This window comes from Vibrio sp. GLN_1 (assembly GCF_043106015.1).
Taxonomy (GTDB): domain Bacteria; phylum Pseudomonadota; class Gammaproteobacteria; order Enterobacterales; family Vibrionaceae; genus Vibrio; species Vibrio parahaemolyticus.
Genome location: NZ_JBICMD010000017.1, coordinates 88582 through 106940, shown reverse-complemented (window position 1 = coordinate 106940; position 18359 = coordinate 88582). Strand labels below are relative to the sequence as shown.

The 18359-nt window shown below is 45.0% G+C and carries 12 protein-coding genes; 3 read left to right on the top strand and 9 right to left on the bottom strand.

Annotated elements, in window-relative coordinates; all coding sequences use genetic code 11:
* Nucleotides 1-250 precede the first annotated feature (250 nt).
* Nucleotides 251-1390 carry a glutamine-hydrolyzing carbamoyl-phosphate synthase small subunit gene (carA, locus tag ACF8OV_RS08775; protein ID WP_011105665.1) on the top strand — a complete coding sequence of 380 codons (1140 nt, stop codon included), beginning with the start codon at nt 251-253 and terminating at the stop codon, nt 1388-1390.
* 16 nt (nt 1391-1406) lie between these two features.
* Nucleotides 1407-4640: a carbamoyl-phosphate synthase large subunit gene (carB, locus tag ACF8OV_RS08770; protein ID WP_005461228.1), complete on the top strand. Its 3234-nt coding sequence runs from the start codon at nt 1407-1409 to the stop codon at nt 4638-4640.
* 572 nt (nt 4641-5212) lie between these two features.
* Here carB and ACF8OV_RS08765 read toward each other — a convergent pair.
* Complete coding sequence (locus tag ACF8OV_RS08765) at nt 5213-6052, bottom strand: hypothetical protein (RefSeq protein WP_005497113.1); 840 nt, start codon at nt 6050-6052, stop codon at nt 5213-5215.
* Between the two features lie 640 nt (nt 6053-6692).
* Between ACF8OV_RS08765 and ACF8OV_RS08760 the strand changes: the two genes are divergently transcribed.
* Nucleotides 6693-7472, top strand: coding sequence for a TSUP family transporter (locus tag ACF8OV_RS08760; protein ID WP_203504968.1), 780 nt, complete (start codon nt 6693-6695; stop codon nt 7470-7472).
* On the opposite strand, the gene ACF8OV_RS08755 is transcribed toward ACF8OV_RS08760, so the two are convergent.
* The 8 genes from ACF8OV_RS08755 to gltB form a co-directional block, all read right to left on the bottom strand.
* Nucleotides 7408-8268 carry a LysR family transcriptional regulator gene (locus ACF8OV_RS08755; RefSeq protein ID WP_024700352.1) on the bottom strand — a complete coding sequence of 287 codons (861 nt, stop codon included), beginning with the start codon at nt 8266-8268 and terminating at the stop codon, nt 7408-7410. The genes ACF8OV_RS08760 and ACF8OV_RS08755 overlap by 65 nt on opposite strands.
* Before the next feature lie 132 nt (nt 8269-8400).
* On the bottom strand, nt 8401-9021 hold the full coding sequence (locus tag ACF8OV_RS08750) for a TRIC cation channel family protein (RefSeq protein WP_005461192.1): 621 nt from the start codon (nt 9019-9021) through the stop codon (nt 8401-8403).
* Nucleotides 9022-9092: 71 nt separating this feature from the next.
* Nucleotides 9093-9917: a vitamin B12 ABC transporter substrate-binding protein BtuF gene (gene btuF / locus ACF8OV_RS08745; protein ID WP_025507167.1), complete on the bottom strand. Its 825-nt coding sequence runs from the start codon at nt 9915-9917 to the stop codon at nt 9093-9095.
* On the bottom strand, nt 9917-10870 hold the full coding sequence (locus tag ACF8OV_RS08740) for a cobalamin biosynthesis family protein (protein ID WP_140085588.1): 954 nt from the start codon (nt 10868-10870) through the stop codon (nt 9917-9919). The genes btuF and ACF8OV_RS08740 overlap by 1 nt, the downstream gene beginning before the upstream one ends.
* A 12-nt stretch (nt 10871-10882) precedes the next feature.
* Nucleotides 10883-11578 carry a 5'-methylthioadenosine/S-adenosylhomocysteine nucleosidase gene (gene mtnN, locus ACF8OV_RS08735; RefSeq protein ID WP_203504964.1) on the bottom strand — a complete coding sequence of 232 codons (696 nt, stop codon included), beginning with the start codon at nt 11576-11578 and terminating at the stop codon, nt 10883-10885.
* Between the two features lie 62 nt (nt 11579-11640).
* Entirely contained in the window at nt 11641-12069 is a 429-nt protein-coding gene (locus ACF8OV_RS08730; RefSeq protein WP_005480841.1) for a DUF1499 domain-containing protein, read from the bottom strand.
* A gap of 91 nt (nt 12070-12160) precedes the next feature.
* Complete coding sequence (locus ACF8OV_RS08725; RefSeq protein WP_203504962.1) at nt 12161-13573, bottom strand: FAD-dependent oxidoreductase; 1413 nt, start codon at nt 13571-13573, stop codon at nt 12161-12163.
* A gap of 21 nt (nt 13574-13594) precedes the next feature.
* Nucleotides 13595-18058 (bottom strand): glutamate synthase large subunit, encoded by a 4464-nt coding sequence (gene gltB, locus ACF8OV_RS08720; protein WP_203504960.1) that lies wholly within the window; start codon nt 18056-18058, stop codon nt 13595-13597.
* Nucleotides 18059-18359 lie beyond the last annotated feature (301 nt).

The following is an 18359-nucleotide window of genomic DNA, read 5'->3' as shown; positions in this document are numbered from 1 at the left end:
TCTAAAAAAAGAACCATCTTCAAAGTTTGCAGGTGGTGGAAACTTGTGTTTTTGGGGCTTATTGCTAGTAAATGTTATTACTCTTTAGAAAAAGATAATTTATTTTTCATTGTATGTTGACAGGTTTGCAGTCCATCTTTAGAATACCGCCAATTTGTCTGAAATACCTATTTATGTAGATTTTATAGGTAAAGGAAGGCATGATTGCAGTTTGATTTATTTTTTTTGCATTTTTATTCTGGAGGTTGTCTTGAGTAAATTAGCACTGTTAGTCCTAGAAGATGGGACAGTGTTCCGCGGAGTGTCCATTGGGGCAGATGGCGTTTCCGTCGGTGAAGTCGTTTTCAATACCTCGATGACGGGGTATCAAGAAATCCTCACTGATCCTTCCTATTCTCAGCAAATCGTTACTCTTACTTACCCTCACATTGGCAATACCGGAACCAATTCCGAAGACGAAGAATCCTCTTCCATTCATGCACAAGGCCTTGTGATTCGCGATCTCCCTCTTATCGCTTCTAACTTCCGTAATGAACAATCCCTTTCTGATTATCTTAAGTCGCAAAACATCGTCGGCATCGCAGACATCGACACGCGTAAGTTAACTCGTATCCTGCGTGAAAAAGGTGCTCAAAACGGTTGTATCGTAGCTGGTAACAATCTAGACGAAGCTTTGGCGCTAGCGAAAGCAAAAGAATTTCCTGGTTTGAAAGGTATGGATCTTGCGAAAGAGGTTACAACAAAAGAAGCGTATCAATGGAAACAAGGTTCGTGGACGCTTGAGAGTGGACTTCCAGAAGCGAAAGACGACAGCGAGTTGCCATACCACGTTGTTGCTTACGACTTCGGCGCAAAACGCAACATCTTACGAATGTTGGTTGACCGCGGCTGCCGCCTAACGGTTGTTCCTGCAGAAACTTCTGCTGAAGAAGTTCTGGCTCTGAATCCAGATGGCGTGTTCCTATCGAACGGTCCTGGTGACCCAGAGCCTTGTACTTACGCGATTGAAGCGACCAAAGTGTTCCTAGAAAAAGGCCTACCAATTTTTGGTATCTGTCTAGGTCACCAAATTCTGGCGCTTGCGTCGGGTGCGCAAACGGTGAAAATGAAGTTTGGTCACCACGGTGCGAACCACCCAGTAAAAGATTTAGAGCGTAACGTTGTGATGATCACTTCGCAAAACCACGGCTTTGCGGCAGATGAAGCAACATTACCGGAAAACTTACGTGCGACTCACGTATCACTATTTGACGGTTCTCTACAAGGTATTCACCGCACAGACAAGCCAGCATTTAGTTTCCAAGGTCACCCAGAAGCAAGCCCAGGTCCACACGACGCGGCACCGCTATTTGACCACTTTATCGAACTCATCAAAAAACACAGCGCTTAATTCGGAGTAGTAGATAATGCCAAAACGTACTGACATTCAAAGTATTCTAATTCTTGGTGCTGGTCCGATTGTTATCGGTCAGGCATGTGAGTTTGACTACTCTGGCGCACAAGCGTGTAAAGCTCTTCGTGAAGAAGGCTACCGAGTTATTCTAGTTAACTCTAACCCAGCAACCATCATGACAGACCCTGAAATGGCAGATGCAACATACATCGAGCCGATTCAGTGGGAAGTTGTTCGCAAGATCATTGAGAAAGAACGCCCAGATGCAGTATTGCCAACAATGGGTGGTCAGACGGCGCTTAACTGTGCGCTAGATCTAGAGAAGCACGGCGTTCTTGCTGAATTCGGCGTAGAGATGATTGGCGCTACCGCTGATGCGATTGATAAAGCAGAAGACCGTTCTCGCTTCGATAAAGCAATGAAGTCTATCGGCCTTGAGTGTCCTCGTGCTGATACCGCGAAGACGATGGAAGAAGCTTACAAAGTTTTAGACATGGTTGGCTTCCCTTGTATCATCCGTCCATCGTTCACCATGGGTGGTACGGGGGGCGGTATCGCGTACAACAAAGAAGAGTTTGAAGAAATCTGTCGTCGTGGTCTGGATCTTTCTCCGACTAACGAACTTCTTATCGATGAATCGCTAATCGGTTGGAAAGAGTACGAAATGGAAGTAGTTCGCGACAAAGCGGACAACTGTATCATCGTATGTTCAATCGAAAACTTCGACCCAATGGGCATCCACACCGGTGACTCAATCACGGTTGCTCCAGCGCAAACTCTGACTGACAAAGAATACCAGCTAATGCGTAATGCATCGCTAGCGGTTCTGCGTGAAATCGGTGTTGAGACAGGTGGTTCAAACGTACAGTTTGGTATCAACCCGAAAGATGGCCGTATGGTTATCATCGAGATGAACCCACGTGTATCTCGCTCTTCTGCTCTGGCATCAAAAGCAACAGGTTTCCCAATCGCTAAGATTGCGGCGAAACTGGCTGTTGGCTTTACTCTAGACGAGCTGCAAAACGACATTACAGGTGGTGCAACTCCGGCATCATTCGAACCTACTATCGACTACGTAGTGACCAAGATTCCTCGTTTTAACTTCGAGAAATTTGCTGGCGCTAACGATCGCCTGACGACTCAGATGAAGTCAGTTGGTGAGGTAATGGCGATTGGTCGTAACCAACAAGAATCTCTTCACAAAGCATTACGTGGCCTAGAAGTTGGCGCGACTGGTTTTGATGAGATGGTTGACCTAGATGCACCTGACGCATTAACTAAGATTCGTCACGAACTAAAAGAAGCTGGCGCAGAGCGTATCTGGTATATCGCAGATGCATTCCGTGCGGGCATGTCAGTGGATGGCGTGTTTAACCTGACGAACATTGATCGCTGGTTCCTAGTTCAAATTGAAGAGCTAGTTAAACTAGAAGAGCAAGTGAAAGCCGGTGGCTTTGCTGGTCTAACAGAAGAAGTTCTACGCCAGATGAAACGTAAAGGTTTCTCTGATGCGCGCCTATCTAAACTGTTAGGTGTGGCTGAAAGCGAAATCCGTCGTCTACGTGACCAGTTTGACATCCACCCTGTCTACAAGCGTGTGGATACGTGTGCGGCAGAGTTCTCTTCTGATACGGCTTACATGTACTCATCTTACGATGAAGAGTGTGAAGCAAACCCAACAGATAAAGACAAGATCATGGTACTGGGCGGTGGTCCAAACCGTATCGGTCAAGGTATCGAATTCGACTACTGTTGTGTACATGCATCACTAGCGCTTCGTGAAGATGGCTACGAAACCATTATGGTGAACTGTAACCCAGAAACAGTATCGACAGACTACGATACATCTGACCGTCTTTACTTCGAACCAGTAACTCTTGAAGATGTGTTGTCTATCGCCCGCGTTGAAAAGCCAAAAGGTGTGATTGTTCAATACGGTGGTCAAACGCCACTTAAACTGGCTCGCGCACTAGAAGCTGCAGGTGTGCCAATCATCGGTACAAGCCCAGATGCGATTGACCGCGCAGAAGACCGTGAGCGTTTCCAGGCTGCAGTTGAGCGTTTAGGTCTTCTACAACCACAAAACGCAACAGTAACGGCGATGGAGCAAGCGGTTGAGAAATCTCGTGAAATCGGCTTCCCACTCGTTGTTCGTCCATCTTACGTTTTGGGTGGTCGTGCGATGGAAATCGTCTACGATGAACAAGACTTGCGTCGTTACTTCAACGAAGCAGTAAGCGTATCGAATGAATCTCCAGTTCTACTAGACCGATTCCTAGATGATGCAACAGAAGTGGATATCGACGCTATCTGTGACGGTGAGCGCGTGGTTATCGGCGGCATCATGGAGCACATTGAGCAAGCGGGCGTTCACTCTGGTGACTCTGCATGTTCGCTTCCTGCTTACACACTAAGCCAAGAAATCCAAGACAAGATGCGTGAGCAAGTTGAGAAGCTGGCTTTCGAACTTGGTGTACGTGGTCTGATGAACACGCAGTTTGCTGTAAAAGACAACGAAGTATACCTAATCGAAGTGAACCCGCGTGCTGCACGTACCGTTCCATTCGTATCGAAAGCGACGGGTGCACCACTAGCGAAAATCGCGGCACGTGTAATGGCAGGTCAGTCTCTGGAATCACAAGGTTTCACCAAAGAGATTATTCCTCCTTATTACTCAGTCAAAGAAGTCGTTCTACCTTTCAATAAGTTCCCTGGCGTTGACCCTCTATTAGGTCCTGAAATGCGCTCAACAGGTGAAGTGATGGGTGTTGGCGCAACGTTTGCAGAAGCTTACGCAAAAGCAGAGCTTGGCTGTGGCAGTGTGTACCCTGAAGGTGGTCGTGCGCTACTTTCTGTTCGTGAAGGTGATAAGCAGCGTGTTGTTGACCTTGCGTCTAAGCTAGTAAAATTGGGTTACCAATTGGATGCGACTCACGGTACTGCTGTAATCCTTGGTGAAGCGGGTATTAACCCTCGCCTGGTAAACAAAGTACATGAAGGTCGTCCACACATTCTTGACCGCATCAAGAACAACGAATACACCTATATTGTGAACACGGCTGCAGGTCGTCAAGCTATTGAAGATTCGAAAGTTCTACGCCGCGGTGCTCTAGCAGAGAAAGTGAACTACACAACAACGCTAAACGCTGCGTTTGCAACGTGTATGTCTCACACTGCTGATGCAAAAGCGTCAGTAACCTCTGTTCAAGAGCTACACGCGAAAGTAAAAGCGAGTCTGGAAGCGTAATAGATAAAAATCAATAAGCCCGGTAAATAGGGCCTATATGACAACCTCATTGCCCGCTCATTTGAGCGGGCTTTTTTATTTAATTATGGGTGTTTTTGTTAGTATTGGTAGTGTTTATACAGCGTATGAATATAACTAGGGTTATTCTTTATGGAGTTTGTAGATTCTAGTTTCAAGCAGTAAGTTATAGCTGGACTCTGACTTGTCAAATTGAAACCCGTGATTTTTAGCAAATACGTCTATTAATAACAAAGACGGATATGGACTAATAATAGTTAGTAAAGATGTAATTATTAAAAGTCGATTAATGAAATTTCTTTCTTTAGCTTTTGCTGCTCTGCCAACTATAAATGAGAATATGCCCATGAAAGAGAAAATGAGGAAAACACCACTTCCAAAAAAAGATAAAATGTAAATTTGATTAAATATGACTTCAGGCCTAGATTCCATTATGAAATGGGCGAAGTTATAACTTTTGCTAATACCAATATAGAATAAAGTTACTGATAATAACAAAAAAAATACGCCTAAAAAAAATGCAGTGTATCTGTCTTTTTTCGTCATTTCTTTCATTAGAGGTTACTTCCATTTAAACGACCTAAAGCTACAGAGCTATGTATTTTTAGAGATAGCTTTTCGTATTCATTTTTAGCTATATTGTCCATATGAGTATCGATTGCATTAGTAAGTTTATTTGTTAATGAGAACTCTTGGTCTATATAATTTAGGCTTTGCCCCACTAATACACCAACTACAATTATTCCCAATATCGGTCCTGCTGATAAAAATACAGCACTTCCTAGGTAAAGTGTTGCTAGCTTTGTCGACCCCGCAGCTATTGCGGAAGACAATCCGATTTTTATAATATCGCTAGCAACACTCCCATAAAGTTTAGAGAGAGTTTGCTTATCTCCTAAGAAATAATTGGCGACATGATAAGCGGTTACAAGTACTACTGTAATTATGCCTCCGCTTTTTATAGATTTCATCACGCTTTCTGAACCAACTGCAAATTTTATGACAGTTGGGTTAGGGAGGCTACTACCTATATTGGTTAGTCGTAGTTGTAATGCGGAGGACCCTGATACAACAATATGTGGAACCCCAGCATAGCTTTTTATGTAAAATACACTGTTTTTCCCTGTAACTTTCTGACAAAGTTGAGCTACAAAAGCAAAATCACTTCCAGTTACATAGTAATTAGCTGTGTTTTCAAATAGACCTTTAATTCGCTCCCAGCGAGTAAGTGTTAGTTTATCTCTGATTGAGTTATTTATTAAAATATCAAAAGATTCCACTGAAAATAAGAATGTCTTTTTATTGCCTTGGCTAGGTTTTTTTACTGGATAAGGCGCTGTAGTTTTATTATCTTTTGGAAATTTTTGACCTGCTATTGGATATGTGGTTGACATGTCAGTTATACCTAGTTTGTTTTTATTTTATTTTATATAAATGTAACTTTAAATCTATTTTTTCTATAGTTTGCCTTTCGATTTCTTATTAATAAGAAAATATTTGCGACTTAACTCTAATTATTGTTTTTATATTGTTAATATGTTGTTTTTTGGGTTGCATTCTTAAGTCTGGTTTTTATGAAAATTGCACTAGCGCAAAGAAATAATTTATCAGTGCTTATATGGTAACTGAATGGAATGACCAATTTGACGATTTATTGTTAGGTGCGTCTATGTCTATTTTGGGTATTGTAGAAAATACGGCGGCGGATTTAATGATGTTATTATAAATGTAGTAATAGAGTATAATAGTCGTACTTTAACAATACCCTTGGAAATTTATCCAAATTGGAAATGTTTCTGTATAGACATAATTATGCAGTGTTGCATTTTTAAAATAAGCCACTATAAACGTTATAAATTATCTTTTTTCAATATAAGTTAGCTTTTATCTGTAGATCTTTAGGTTAGAGCTTCTCAATACTTACTTAAATCAATGAAAATATGGAATAGGTTCATATCTCGACTTTCCTTTTTAGTTTGAGGTGTTAAGTGCTACCGTTTAGCTCTTTTCGTATTTTTGAACAAGGAAGTGTAAGTGGAACTTACTTTAGAAGTATTAACCGCGTTGTTTTTGGTTGCATCTGTGGCTGGTTTTATTGATGCAATGGCTGGTGGGGGAGGGCTCCTTACGCTCCCTGCGCTTTTGGCTGCGGGATTGAGCCCTACTCAAGCTCTAGCAACCAACAAGTTACAAAGTTCGTTTGGCAGCTTCTCTGCTAGCTGGTATTTCGTGCGTAACGGTATTGTCAGCCTAAAGGAAATGCGTTTCGCGATACTCTGTACTTTTATTGGTGCTGCAATCGGTGCCGAGGCTGTACAGTTTATTGATGCTAGCGTACTCACCAGTTTGATTCCTGTTCTTCTAATTGCGATTTCTCTTTATTTCTTACTCGCCCCAAGCACTCGAAAAATCGATGGCGAACCAAAACTTGCCGAAGCGATGTTTGCATTGTGTATCGGTGGTGGAGTTGGTTTCTACGATGGTTTCTTTGGCCCCGGTACGGGCTCGATTTTTACTGTGTGCTTTGTTGCTATTGGCCACTTCTCCCTCGTGGATGCAACAGCACGAACTAAGATTTTGAATTTCACTTCAAACATCGCTGCATTGTTGTTTTTCGTTCTAGCAGGGTTACCTGTATGGGAAATTGGTTTGACGATGGCGGTCGGTGGCTTTATTGGCGCTCAACTTGGCGCAAAAGTGGTGGTTACCAAAGGTCAAAAGTGGATTCGACCTCTAGTGATTACCATGTCTATGCTGATGGCAACAAAACTTCTTTGGCAACAACATCAGCAATGGCTTCTAACACTGTTTTAATTCGCTGATTGCGGTATGTGTTGTGGCGAAGACAGATGTGTATTGGGCGAATTAGAGGCTCTAGTTCTTCGAATTCAAAACAGAAATTTGATGCGATGTTGAGTGTTTTGATGATGGATTTAGGTATCAGTGCTGGTGCCATTCCTTTTAAAGCTAATTGTGCTGCCGCCGTGTAAGAGTCCATCTCCATCAAAGGTTGGATCTCGTACTTGGACAAAATGGCTTGCTGGTATGTATTGGCTGGGTTATTCAAATCGTTAGTTAAAATCGCTTTTGGTAATTGAGTTAGCGGGTGCTTACTTATTATAGAGAAAGGCTCATCGGCGAGATGAATGCTCATCAAACCGTGATGAGAAGGTAAGTAACCAGCGCAGAATCCTAGGGTCGCTCGCCCCGATTTTACGTTTTCAACGATTCTCGGAGTGTGATTGGTCGAGATTCTGAGATAAGGATCGCGTGCCAGTTGCTCTTCCATAATCATACTCAGATAACCTGCGACGAGAGTTTCTGAGCAATCCATTTTTATTAATGACGTATCTTCGAGCTCTTGCTGATCGTAAATCTGTCCTCGTAACTCATTGAACGTGGGCTCTATCGTATTGATAAGGGCCAGAGCATCCGAGGTTAGTTTAATGTGTCTGCCGTTTGGCTCGATCAGTTTCTTTCCTAACTTTTTTTCTAAATTGGCGATACGTTTACTCACCGCAGATTGGCTGATGTACAGCTGACTACCAGTGCGGCTCATGGTTTTTTCTTTACTTAGTACAAGTAACGTTTCAATGCCTTCTAATAACATAGCAATTAATGAAAATTAGGAATGAGACGGATAATTTAACGAATTGCTGAGGGATAAGCGAATCGTGTTAATTAAAATGCGAAGAGCCGAGATAAAGTCGGCTCTTTAGATTGAAATCTGCACTTGAATTGCTTAGCGGTTGATGGCGAAAGTAGGTAAAGATAAGTGCCAACGAATCGCACCAAGGCGAATCACCAGTGTTGAGATAACACCTGCGAGCAGGGCTGTGGAATGATCGTAACCCATACTCACAGCCATCGTGTGGAAGATGCCACCAATGATACAGGCTGTGGCGTAGACTTCGCTTCTTAGCACCATAGGTACCTCTCGGGCTAAGACATCTCGGATTATGCCGCCACCGCAACCGGTTATTACACCCATGATCACGGCAACCATGCCTGAGGCGTTGTAGGCGAGCGCTTTTTCTACCCCAATTCCCACAAATACGGCCAGACCGATGGCGTCACACACGGGTAAAACCCACCAAGCTAACCGTTTTGGTCTGCGAACCAAGATCATAGTTAACAAGCAGGTGATGAAGATAACCCAAAGATAAGTGGTATCGGTAATCCAAAAGACGGGGGTCGCACCAAGTGCCATATCACGAATAGTGCCACCGCCAATGGCAGTCACGCTGCCTAGGACGATAACACCGAAGGGATCCATTTTTAATCGGCCAGCGAGTAAAACACCAGACACAGCGAAGATTGCTGTACCGAATAAATCGATCATATAAAGCAGCATGGAATCCATGTTACTTGGTACCTATAAAAAGTGTGAGAACAAAAATGGGCGGAAATTGTACGGTATTTCCAACGAAAACGTTAGCGTTTTCGTCTAACGCTTTCAAAGTGTTCACACACTTCAATGATAGCATTGAGTGTGCGTGGTGTTGGGCGATTTATCCAATCAGAATTGAGTGACCAAACATGATTGTTGCGCAGAGCTGGCAGTTCATTTTTCCATTGAGCCCACATTCCATCATCACTCATAGCATGACGAGAGGTGAAGAGTACTTCAGGTTGACGTGTTATCACTTGCTCGATACTGACTTGAGGATAGGGTGCTGCTGTATTGGCAAATACATTTTCACCACCACAGAAGTTAAACACTTCGCTCGGCCAGTTTTTACCTGCCACAGTAATGATCGGCTTTTCGCTGAGTTGATAAAAATAGCGGACTTTCTCTGTGGTGTTGTATTTCGCTTTGAGAGCAGTTAGCCCCTCTCTAAAGTCCCGCGCTGCTTTTTGACCCTTTGATGGATCATCACTGTATTGACTCAGCTGCTCAATATTATTTGCGATGTCTTCTAAAGTACCCGTGGTTGAGTAGTAGATAGGTACGCCAAATTGTTTTAACTTTTCGAGCTCTTTGGCGGGGTTACCCGCAGGCCAAGCAATGACGAGATCGGGCTGAAGGGCAATAATGCGTTCCAACTTTATGCCTTGGTAATTGGATACTTTCTCCAGTTCACCAGCTTCCTTCGGATAATCACTCATCTCACTCACAGCGATCAGTTTGTCACCTAAGCCAGCAGCATAAGCTATCTCTGTGGCGTGAGGCGCTAAACTGATCACTCGTTCAACGGGTTCGTTCGCCATCGTAAGAGAGGAGAAGAAAAGGGGGAGGGATAGGCAAATTTTGTTCATCATAATCCTTGATAAATCAGTGCTAGAATAAAGCTTTGAATCACAATCCAAGCAAAGATGCGCCAAACCAGCAAAATTTGGATTTGTGCAAGATGAATAGCAGAAGGCACAATGCGTCCACCAATCTTGGTGCGTTCTGCTCTGACGCCTTGGTATAGAGCAGGGCCTCCTAACGAAAGCTGGAACTTATTGCCGATAGTACACAGTAACCAAGCTGGTCCTGGCAATGGCCAAGATTTCGCTTGTTGTTTGAGTCCATTAAGCACTGCGGACATATTGTGACCAGCAAGCAACAGTAGGGAAAATAATCTTAATGGAATGAATTCTAAAACGGCAACGATTTGAATGGCTGGTTTCCCAAATGGCGCATACTGACGACGGCTAGGAGACCAAGCTCGTGCTAGCTCCATGGTTAAACGGTACATGAGCGCCCCAATCCCACCTGCGATGGCATACCAAAACAGTACACACACTACATTGCGACCAAAGCCCATAATGATGGTTTCAGCTCCGGCTTTACCTATACCGACAAGCGACAACGTTTCGGTATCACGATTCACAAAAGGCTTGAGTAGCTCGCGACAGCGCGTTTTATCCTCACGCGACAAGGCGAGGGCAAGTTGTTTGGTGAGGGTTTCGCAACTTCGCCAATCTAACGCTAATAGTAACAAGGCAAGTTCGTACAGAGGCTCTTGCCAAACTAAAGGCTTTAGAGCGATTAAGAGCACCAAACACGGCAATGTCATCAAAATAAGAGCGAGGCTTCCTGAGAGAATGCTTTGTGAGTAGCTATGGTGGTTATTTACTTTCTCTGCTAATTGTTCGGCTACCTTGCGCCATAAAGTCGCAGGGTGAGCGGAATGAGGAATAGGGAGGATCAGGTGAAACAGTAATGCGCCCCACATCACGAGGAGCGCACCGTTAGCATAGAATTGCTGAAAAATTTCTTCCATGAATGACTTGGATTACTTAACCAGTTCCAGCATCTTGAAGACCATTTCTGAAGAGCTTTTTGCTGCTAGAGGCAGGAATTCTTCAAAGCTCATTGGCGATTCTTTATCAGCAACGTCAGAGATAGCACGTACAACAACAAATGGTGTGTTGAATTGGTGGCAAGTCTGAGCAATAGCTGATGCTTCCATTTCAACCGCAATAACGGATGGGAAGTTTTCACGAATGAACGCTTGGCGCTCAGCCGTGCAAACAAACGCATCGCCCGTACAGATCAAACCGCGAACAGCATGTGTATTTGCCATTTGCTCGAGTGCTTTTTCTGCTAGATCCATCAGTTTTTCATCCGCTTTGAATGCTGCTGGCTGACCTGCCATTTGACCAATTTCATAGCCAAAAGCGGTCACGTCTGCGTCGTGGTGGCGCACTTCTGTAGAAATCACTACGTCACCTAGATTTAGGCTTGAATCGAAACCACCAGCAGAACCTGTGTTGATAATCACATCTGGTTGGTATTCATCAAGAAGAATTGTTGTACCAACTGCCGCAGCAACTTTACCGATACCAGATTGTAGTAGCACTACATCTACATCGTTAATTTGACCAGAGAAAAACGTACAACCTGCTTTGTTTACGGTTTGGCAGTTTGTCATAGCTTCTTTCAGGATGGTCACTTCTTGTTCCATCGCCCCGATGATACCAACTTTCATAGCACTCTCTTTAGGTAAAATATTTAATCGGCGAGAGTATAGCACTCCCTGTCAGCAGTTTTCTATTTGATGAGTTCTGCTTTAGAAAGTTCGGTTCGTAATTGCTCGGCCCGTTTCCGATTGACGCCAAAGTCGGAATACCCTACGCGTGATTCTGAACGCACGATCAGAGTATTCCCGTCGATCTTTAATTCGAGATCATCCACGAAGCGCATGATTTTAGATGTGCATTCAATGCGCAGATAATTGCCATCTTTCTCTGCTGTTTTAGCCCCCGATAGTTGCAGTGCTGCTTGCTCAATTGCATCCAATGTGGCGGATTCGGTGAGAGTAAAAGGTTCGAGGTGGTGTTCTTCTCGTTGGTCTTGTGTTGAAACGCAGTTAGGTTTGTTTCCACATGGGGTTTGAGTTCTATCTGGCATCGAAGTGACTCCTTGGCTGCATGCGGTTAAGCCGAGAAAAGTGATGAGCATCAGAGCGGCTTTTTTCATGAGTTCTATTCCTTAACAGAGGAATTTAATTATATGTAATAAAAGAAAAAAGGATCCAATCTTTGGATCCTTTTTGAGTGTTGGTACGACGTTATACGTTTAAGTAATCAAGAATGCCTTCTGCTGCTTTTCGTCCTTCATCAATGGCGGTTACCACTAAATCAGAACCGCGAACTGCGTCTCCCCCAGCAAAGATCTTTTCATTGCTGGTTTGATATTGAAACTCTTGGTTGTTGGGTGCTTTGATTCGTCCCCATTGATCAAGTTCAACATTGAACGGAGTAAGCCAGTTCATTTGATGAGGTTGGAAACCAAATGCCATGATGACAGCATCGGCAGGCAGTACGTGTTCACTTCCTTCTACAGGTTCTGGGCGACGGCGACCTGCGTCATCAGGCTCGCCTAAAGCAGTTTTGACCACTTTCACGCCTGAAACTTTGCCATACGCATCAACCTCAATACCTAAAGGCTGAAGGTTAAACATGAACTTCACGCCCTCTTCTTTGGCATTTTTCACTTCTCGACGGGAGCCTGGCATGTTTTCTTCATCACGACGGTAGGCACAAATCACGTTAGATGCGCCTTGACGGATCGAAGTTCGCACGCAGTCCATCGCGGTATCACCACCACCAAGCACTACGACTTTTTTGCCAGCCATATCGATAAACGGTTGGTTATGTTCTAGCTCCATAACCTTATAGGTATTGGAAATCAAAAATGGTAGGGCGTCATAAACGCCCGGCGCGTCTTCATTTTCCAAACCCGCGCGCATGTATTTGTATGTGCCCACACCTAAGAAAACCGCATCGTATTCATCAAGCAGTTCTTGCATCTGCACATCCTGGCCGACTTCCACATTCATGCGGAACTCAACGCCCATTTCGGTAAATACCCGACGACGATTTTCCATGACTCCTTTTTCCAATTTGAAAGAAGGAATACCAAAGGTAAGTAGGCCACCAATCTCTGGGTAACGGTCAAACACCATCGGTTTTACACCGTTGCGAACTAAGATGTCTGCTGCTGCCAGACCAGCAGGGCCGGCGCCGATGATTGCCACCTTTTTATCCGTCCACTCCACTTTGGACATGTCAGGCTTCCAGCCCATTTCAAAGGCTTTGTCGGTGATGTACTTTTCAATGTTACCTATCGTGACTGCACCAAAATCATCATTTAGTGTGCACGAACCCTCACACAAACGGTCTTGCGGACACACACGGCCACACACTTCAGGCAAGCTGTTGGTTTGGTGTGAAAGTTCCACGGCTTCTAAAATTCGGCCTTCATTCGCCAGTTTTAGCCACTGGGGAATGTAGTTATGGACGGGGCACTTCCATTCACAATATGGGTTACCGCAATCCAAACAGCGATCGGCCTGCGCTGTTGCTTGTTGTTTCGTGAACGGCTCGTAAATTTCAACAAACTCAATCTTACGAATCTTAATTGGTTTTTTCGCCGGATCTACGCGTTGAACATCGATAAATTGGTAAACGTTCTGACTCATGATTCAAACATCCTCCATGATTTATTGGGCTTGAACGCGCAGTTCAGCAGCGCTGCGGCTTTGGTGACCAAGTAGCGTGTTTAAGTCAGCCGCTTGAGGTTTCACCAAGTAGAACTTCGGAATCCATTCGTCAAAGTTCGCCAAAATATGTTCTGCATGGCTAGAGCCAGTCTCTTCGAGATGCTCCGCAATTAGGCCGCGCAAGTGCTCTTGGTGGATGTATAGATCCGACAGTGAAATGGCTTCCACTGATTCGTTGTTTACACGACCTTGGAAGTCTTGATTTTCATCCAACACGTAAGCAAAACCGCCCGTCATACCAGCGCCGAAGTTCACTCCTGTGGCGCCAAGAATAGCCACAATGCCGCCAGTCATGTATTCACAAGCGTTATCCCCCGCGCCTTCTATGACAGCGATGGTGCCAGAGTTACGAACACCAAAACGCTCTCCCGCTTTACCCGCAGCAAACAGTTTGCCTCCTGTCGCGCCGTACAAACATGTGTTACCGATAATGGTGGCTTCGTTACATTTAAATGCAGTGCCTAGGTGAGGTTTAATCGCGATTTTACCGCCTGCCATGCCTTTGCCTACGTAGTCGTTCGCATCACCAGTGAGGTAAAGCTCTACGCTGCCCGCATTCCAAACACCAAACGACTGGCCAGCCGTACCATCAAGATAGATTTTGATTGGCGAAGCTGCCAAACCTTGGTTGCCATAGCGTTTTGCTATCTCACCAGATAAACGCGCGCCAACAGAACGGTCGGTGTTGATGACGTTGTAGAAGAAACTTGCTGATTGGCTGTTTTCGACAGCATTCAAGGCATCATCAACGATTTTTTGGTTGAGTTCGGCTTTATCAAACGGTTTGTTTGGCTCCGTCCAAAATAGTGGATGACCTTCGGCTGAAATAGGAGCTTCTAAGATGTTTGATAGATCCAACTTGGTTTGCTTCGCAGTGAATCCCTCGACGGCTTCAAGTAAATCAGTACGACCAATTAAGTCTGTCAGTTTCTCTACGCCGAGTGCTGCGAGTAACTCACGTACTTCATCGGCAAGGCCAGTAAAATAGTTCATTACCATTTCAGGTAAGCCTTTAAAGTACTCTTTACGAAGGGTTTCATCTTGAGTTGCCACACCCGTTGCACAGTTGTTCAAGTGGCAAATACGTAAGAATTTACAACCCATAGCAACCATTGGTGCGGTACCAAATCCGAAGCTTTCCGCACCAAGAATCGCGGCCTTAACAACATCTAGCCCTGTTTTTAACCCGCCATCTACTTGAAGACGAATCTTATGGCGAAGGCCATTTGCAACCAGTGCTTGTTGGGTTTCTGCGAGGCCAAGTTCCCAAGGACTACCTGCGTATTTCACCGAAGTCAGTGGACTTGCGGCCGTACCGCCATCGTAACCTGAGATAGTGATGAGGTCGGCGTAAGCTTTTGCGACCCCTGTGGCTATGGTGCCAACACCAGGCTCGGAGACGAGTTTCACCGAAACCAGGGCATTCGGGTTGACTTGTTTTAGGTCGAAGATCAACTGGGCTAAATCCTCGATCGAATAAATATCGTGATGTGGAGGAGGGGAGATTAACGTCACCCCTTGCACCGAGTAACGCAGCTTGGCGATTTCTGCCGTGACTTTGTGCCCTGGTAGCTGACCACCTTCACCAGGTTTAGCTCCTTGCGCAACCTTGATTTGCAGTACGTCTGCATTGGTTAGGTAATGAGGCGTAACCCCAAAACGGCCTGATGCGATCTGCTTGATTCGCGAGTTACGCTCGGTGCCAAAACGACGAGGATCTTCACCACCTTCGCCAGAGTTAGAGTAACCACCAAGACGGTTCATCGCCGTTGCAAGTGCTTCGTGTGCCTCTGGGCTCAACGCTCCGATAGACATGGCGGCAGAATCAAAACGTTTGAATAATTCTGTTTTAGGTTCGATTCGTTCAAGTGGCAATGGCGAGTCAGTTTTTTTCAGTGCCATTAGGTCACGCAACATCGCGACAGGGCGCTCGTTTACTTGTTTGGCAAAACTTTGATAATCGTTACTTTCACCAGATTTCACCGCTTTTTGCAGTGTGCCAACCACATCAGGGTTGTAGGCATGGTACTCACCGCCATGTACGTATTTGAGTAATCCACCATGTTCAATCGATTTACGTTTTGCCCACGCCTTGCGGGACAAGTTGGTTAAATCTTGTTGGAAATCATCAAAGTTTGCGCCTTCGATGCGAGTGGTTACGCCTTTAAAGCACAAGTCGACCACTTCCCGGCTCAACCCAACAGCTTCGAACAATTGTGAGCAACGGTAAGAGGCGATGGTCGAAATACCCATCTTCGACATGATTTTGTACAAGCCTTTGTTGATGCCATACTGATAGTTCTGCATAACATCGCGGTAGTCTTTATCTAGGGCACCATCGTCAATCAACTTGCCTAGCGCTTCATAAGCTAGATACGGATAAACCGCCGTAGCGCCAAAGCCTAGCAATACGGCAAATTGATGAGGGTCACGTGCGGTTGCGGTTTCCGCGACGATGTTGGCATCACAACGAAGGTTGGCTGTAACTAAGCGAGTTTGCACGGCGCCGACAGCCATGGCGGCTGGAATTGGCAACTTGCCTTTAACTAATGCGCGGTCGGAAAGAACCACTAAGACGGTACCTTCTCGCACCACTTGTTCAGCTTGATCACATAAGTCATCAATCGCTTGTTTGAGATCTTTCTCTTGTGGATCGTAGTTTATGTCGAGAATGGTATTGCGGTAGTGATCGTCACCCAGCTCAAGCAACTGCTGCATGTCAGAGTAAAGTAGCACTGGAGAATCAAATGTCACTCGATGCGCGTGGCCGTCGGTTTCACAGAAGACGTTCATCTCCTGACCTATACTGGTAGCTAACGACATAACATGCTTTTCACGTAGTGGATCGATAGGCGGGTTGGTGACCTGAGCAAACTTCTGGCGGAAGTAATCGGTAACCAAACGCTCTTTCGAAGACAGTACTGCCATCGGCGTGTCATCGCCCATAGAGCCTACGGCTTCTTGACCCATATCGCCAAGTACACGCAGCACCTGATCCACTTCTTCATTGGTCATGGCGAACTGCTTTTGATAGGTCTTAAGCAAATCTTCATCGAAGCTTCGCTCACCCACTTGATCTTCAGGTAACTGAGAGAATGGCGTTAGTTTGCGAACGTTGTTTTCCATCCATTCGCGGTAAGGGTGACGAGATTTGAGATCGTTATCGATCTCGCTTGATTGCCACAGTTTACCTTTACGAGTATCGACAACTAACAACTCACCAGGGCCAACACGACCTTTTTTCGCAACTTCGTCTGGTGCGTAATCCCAAATACCGATTTCAGAAGCCAGCGTGATCAACTTGTCTTTTGTGATCACGTAGCGAGCTGGGCGCAGACCGTTTCGGTCGAGGTTACATGCTGCGTAGCGGCCATCGGAAAGTACGATCCCTGCTGGGCCATCCCAAGGCTCCATGTGTTTGGAGTTGAAATCGTAGAAGGCTCGTAGATCGGGATCCATATCTGGGTGATTTTGCCATGCTGGTGGAACAAGCATTCGCATGGCTCGGAAGATATCCATGCCGCCGGCCAAGAAAAGATCCAACATGTTATCCAGACTTGAAGAATCCGAACCAGTCTCATTTACAAACGGAGCTGCGGTTTGTAAATCGGGCAGCAATGGGGAAGAGAACTTATAAGCACGCGCTCGGGCCCATTGGCGGTTGCCTTCAATGGTATTGATCTCACCGTTGTGAGCAAGATAACGGAACGGCTGCGCCAGTGGCCAGCGAGGTTGAGTGTTAGTTGAAAAACGCTGGTGGAACAGACAGATAGCTGATTCCATGCGTAGATCAGCAAGATCAAGGTAGAAGCGAGGCAAATCCGCAGGCATGCACAAACCTTTGTACACCAGCACCTGCGTCGATAAGCTACAGATGTAGAAATCAGGATCTTCGGTGATCTGTTTTTCAATACGGCGACGGGCAATATAGAGACGGCGTTCAATGTCGCGCTCACGCCAGCCCGCTGGAGCTGAGATAAAGACTTGCTGAATATTGGGCAGTGAGTTGGCCGCAATCGGGCCGAGTACTGCAGAATTTGTTGGAACTTCGCGCCAACCCGCAACCGTTAAGGTTTCTTGAGCGAGTTCTTTATTGACGATGTCTTTAGATAATTGAGCTTTAACCGGATCTTGGCTGAAGAAAAGCATCCCTACGGCATATTGTTTGCCTAGGTTGAAACCATTCTCTTCGGCGATAAGGCGTAAATAGGAATCGGGCTTTTGTAAAAGAAGACCACAACCATCACCTGTTTTACCATCGGCGGCAATACCACCACGGTGGGTCATTCGGTCAAGTGCAGAAATTGCTGTACGAACCAGCTTATGGCTTTGCTCGCCTTCCATATGTGCGATCAAGCCAAATCCACAGTTGTCTTTCTCAAGACTTGGATCATAAAGAGCCATTGCAATTCTCCCTTTGCTTATCTGTCATCCCGACAGATACATCAACACTGCTTACGTTGATAGTGATGACTAACTATGCGTCACTTTTATATTTTTGTGTGTATTTATTCAGTTAATTTAGAAAAATATTTAACAAAATTTGTGTGTTTTATTTTCATCAACTTCACAAGCTATAGCTTATTGTAAAAAAGGTCAAGTTATTAGTGGATAATCATGTGAATATGCGATTTACCGTTTAATTGCCTAAAATAGTGTAATAATTTCAATGAGATAGAAAATTGATTGTTACAAAAAAGTAACA